The sequence below is a fragment of the Syntrophorhabdus sp. genome, assembly GCA_012719415.1.
GTDB lineage: Bacteria > Desulfobacterota > Syntrophorhabdia > Syntrophorhabdales > Syntrophorhabdaceae > Delta-02.
The window spans coordinates 1-3,902 of record JAAYAK010000274.1; the positions used below are offsets into that span (position 1 = coordinate 1).

A 3,902-nucleotide genomic window follows, 5' to 3' on the forward strand; every position below is an offset into this window, starting at 1 on the left:
AAAACGATAGAGACAAGGATAAGGATAAAGGCAAAGCCTTTATACTCCACCTCCCCGCGGACCTCCACCTGACACTCAAGATCGAGGCGGCAAAGCGGGAAACAACAATGCGGGCGTTGATCCTGGAGGCACTGGAGGAATACATGGCCCGCGCGGAAAGGAAGGGCGTACAATGAGCATAACGATTGAAAATACAGGAAGCGCAGTGATAGTAAAAGCAGAGTATAATAGCATATTTGTTCAGAAAGCAAAAGCGTACCGCGGCAAATGGCAAGCTCCCCACTGGGTGTTCGATGTCCGTGACGAGCAGCGGATCCGCGACCTTTGCAAAGACGTTTACGGGAGTGATGGTGTGACGAGCGAGACGGTCACGCTTCGCATTGAATGGCGGAGAGCTACTTATGTTAATTGCGGGGCCTTCTTTGTCCATGGCAGGAAAATTGCCGGGGTTCGCGAGGGTATCCCCCCCGCGAGACTGGGCCACGGCATTATCCTCCTGGAGGGGGGCTTTGATTCCGGCGGCAGCAGGAAAAACTGGGAAACAACCGTCGAAGCCGGCACCGTGGTCCTGGTCCGGGATTTCCCCGCCGGTCGCGCGAAGGAATTGATTGAGGAGCAAACCGAGGAAGACACGAGGTTTTATTCAATCGAGGACGAAGCTACCACAATCACCCGCGATGACCTCATCGCCGAGCGGGACAAACTGATGGCCCGCCTGGAGGAGGTCAACGCCCTGCTGGAGGTGACGGCATGACCCGGCGGGCGATGATGCAGCAGACCCACACCATCACCGACGCCCTGGACTCCCTCGCGACCCTCTCGAAGACCCCCGACTTCAATGACGCCATGGAGGTTGTCTGGTTCGCCTTCGATCCCAAAAAGGACAAGGAGGCCTTCAACCGCATGTCCCTGCTTATCACGCTTTTCCGGGGGAGCCTCGACGGGAACGTGAAACCGCCGATAGATCTCCCCGGGATGTACCAGGAAAGGTACCGGGCACAGAGGAGGACAGCGGTTTGAACAAATGGCAGGCGCAGAAAGGATTGGAGCGCGCGGTCAGGCTGAAGCGACCCGAGAGCCGCTTTCTCGAGCTCCTCGAGGCCGGCGCGGACGTGAACGCGAGGGACAGGGGCGGCCACACATCCCTCCACTGGGCGTGCTGGTACGGTCGCGTCGAGATCGCGCGGTTCCTCCTGGACCACGGGGCGGATCCGAATGCGCGGGAGACGGACTACGGCCGGACCCCTTTCGAGATGTGCGGCTCGGGAGATTACCGGAGCAGCCCGTGGACTGTGAATGAGTTCCTCGAGTTGTTCCGCCAGTACGCCCCGGAGACCACACTCGAGAGTGTCCTCAGGCTCCCGCCCGATGATCCCATGCGCGTGCGGGAGAAGACGCTCGAGTGGTACTGCGAGCATCATCCCGAGCTCGTCATGGAGGCGTACTGCACGCAGGAGCAAGGTGATGCCTAGCAGATTCCACACACAACAACACAGCAGGAGGTAATCAATATGAGAAAGAACATCGCCGTGGATCCTTATCAGATTATTCTTGACGTCGAGGACGCCCCCCGCCTCATCGCGGCCGGGGCAGATGTGAACGCGAAGATAAGCACTGGCACACCGCTCCACAAGGCGTGTCTGAAGGGGCTCACCGATATCGTCCGGCTGCTGCTGGACCACGGGGCCAAGGTGAACGCGAGGGACGAGAATAAACAAACGCCGCTGTACCTGGCGGGGTCCCACGATATCGTCCGGCTCCTCCTGGACCACGGGGCGTATGTGAACGCGCGTAGCAGGGCCGGCAACACCCCCCTCCACTTTCTTCTGGGCCACGCCGACATCGTCCGCCTTCTCCTGGAAAAAGGGGCGAAGGTCAATGCAAAAACCGAGGGTGGCACCACCCCGCTGCACTGTGCGTGCGCGGAGGGCCACATCGACGCTGTACGCCTCCTCATCGAAAAGGGAGCGGATGTGAACGTGAGGGACAATGAAGGCAACACCCCCCTCTACCTGGCGTGCTTCAATGGTTATCCCGACATCGCCCGTCTCCTCCTCTCCCGCGGCGGGGAGGTGGGCAATCCCGATCAGAGGTATTTTTCTGACCCGACACCTCCTGTGTACTTTGCGTGCCTGGATGGTGACATCGACTTCATCAAAGGCCTGCTGGAGGCCGGCGCCGACCCGAACGCGCGGCATCTCGAGGGTTACGATGACTACGACGATACCGACAACTACACCCCCCTCCACTGGGCATGTGAGAACGGTCGTCCCGACATCGTCCGGCTCCTCCTGAACCACGGGGCGGACCCAACCATGAGAAACTGGGCTGGTGGCGTCACGCCCCTGGATAGAACGATGTCCCTTCCCAAAGACAACCCTGCCCGCGAAGAGATCCTCGACCTCTTCCGCGAGCACCACCCGGAGTTGGTCATGGAGGCATACTGCAAACAGGCCTGATGCCCGCCTGTCCCACACGGTGTCCGTGATGGACGGTCGGCAAAGGGGCGGAATCGATGTGTCACACGGGTCGGGTGGGGGAGGGGTGTAAGGCAGGGTCAAAGACCCTAGGATGAATAGAGGCCGCGGTGGGGGATCCTTTTCATCGCCAAGTCAATAGATAGTCGCAAATACAATATTGGTGACTATCTATTGATCACTACTCCCCATCTTTTGTTCAGTCTTCCTCTCTTCGGTTTCCCCGGAACGAACGGGATCGTCGCCGACGTGGGTTTCAAAGGTTTCTCGAGCCTCTCCAACAGCCCTTCATCCACCCCTTCGCCCTCGAGCAGGACCCCCATGCGCCGGATCGTGCTGACGTCCCCGAATTTGAGTGTGGCATCAACAAGCTTGTCAGGTGCCACCCGGCCGGCACGCAGGTCGTCACGGATCCATTTGTATGCCCGGGGCAGGGTGCCAAAGCGCGACCAGTCGTAGACGGCGTCCAGGAGGGTGCGTGCGCGCGAGGAATAGAAGACGGTCTGTCCGTCCCAGGTCCGGACCCTTTCCGTGTCCCCGAGCCGTTTCCGATCGACCTTTATGAGATTGAGCGTAATGACGCCAATTGTCCTCTCCCCTGAGATCCTGTCGTTGTACACATAGACCCGTGTGGGCACTTGCTCATCGTAACCGTAGCGGTTGAAGGCGTTGAGACCACAGATCTGGTACTTTCCACCTGTTTCCTTCATAAGCGTGTTCAGTGCGGTGGCCTCGTCAGGCGTCCACTCCCCGCCGGGCGGGAGATAGTCCGGCACCAGGTAAAGGCCTCTCCGCACCCGTGCGATCACACCGGCCCTCGACAGGCGGCTGAGGAGCTCGCGTTCCTGGGAGGGAGATACGGCCAGGGCTTCTTGCATATCGCCGGTTCGGACTGTTGTGAGCTTTCTCATCTGCGTGTATGCGAGGAACTGCATTTCCATCTTCCCGAGACGTCGTTTCATGGATGTATTGTATAGCTGCGTAAATACTCTGGCAAGCAATTAATATAAAATCGTATACAAAGAACGTCAGCGGGAACAAAACCATAACTACAGATTAACTACAAATGCCTCCTTTGCTCCGAGATGTAGTTAAGTCGCGCAATAACGAGGCCTCCTCATTAACCCCGCTGTTACTGCCGTAAGGTCTTACTTCATGGCAGCAGTACTACATTACAGCATTAACGCCCATTTCCCCCCTTTACATTTCTTCTACGAAATGTTTAATTTCAGGGGTTTTCGACCCTCCTCCAGACCATACCCCTCATGAGCGCCCGTCAGTCCTGCATCCGCACGCTTACTTTACAAAACGGAGGATTTTGTTAAGTGGGGAAAAACGCAATATGTACAGCGTGCTGTAATGCAGTAAATGAGTACAGGGGAGGCCGTGGACCGTACACGGTTATATCTGGATTTACTGAATGAC

At 57.8% G+C, this 3,902-nt stretch carries 6 protein-coding genes; 5 read left to right on the plus strand and 1 reads right to left on the minus strand.

Going from position 1 to position 3,902, the window contains the following annotated elements; translation table 11 throughout:
• The 5 genes from GXX82_16200 to GXX82_16220 form a co-directional block, all read left to right on the plus strand.
• On the plus strand, positions 1-176 hold a 176-nt coding region (locus tag GXX82_16200; protein NLT24585.1), incomplete at its 5' end, for a hypothetical protein.
• A complete protein-coding gene (locus GXX82_16205) occupies positions 173-754 on the plus strand; it encodes a hypothetical protein (GenBank protein NLT24586.1) in 582 nt (193 codons plus the stop codon). The genes GXX82_16200 and GXX82_16205, both read left to right, overlap by 4 nt.
• Positions 751-1,020 carry a hypothetical protein gene (locus tag GXX82_16210; protein NLT24587.1) on the plus strand — a complete coding sequence of 90 codons (270 nt, stop codon included), beginning with the start codon at positions 751-753 and terminating at the stop codon, positions 1,018-1,020. The genes GXX82_16205 and GXX82_16210 overlap by 4 nt, the downstream gene beginning before the upstream one ends.
• A complete protein-coding gene (locus GXX82_16215) occupies positions 1,017-1,472 on the plus strand; it encodes a hypothetical protein (protein ID NLT24588.1) in 456 nt (151 codons plus the stop codon). The genes GXX82_16210 and GXX82_16215 overlap by 4 nt, the downstream gene beginning before the upstream one ends.
• A 39-nt stretch (positions 1,473-1,511) precedes the next feature.
• Positions 1,512-2,459: a hypothetical protein gene (locus tag GXX82_16220; protein NLT24589.1), complete on the plus strand. Its 948-nt coding sequence runs from the start codon at positions 1,512-1,514 to the stop codon at positions 2,457-2,459.
• 185 nt (positions 2,460-2,644) lie between these two features.
• On the opposite strand, the gene GXX82_16225 is transcribed toward GXX82_16220, so the two are convergent.
• Positions 2,645-3,439 (minus strand): hypothetical protein, encoded by a 795-nt coding sequence (locus tag GXX82_16225; protein ID NLT24590.1) that lies wholly within the window; start codon positions 3,437-3,439, stop codon positions 2,645-2,647.
• Positions 3,440-3,902: the final 463 nt, after the last annotated feature.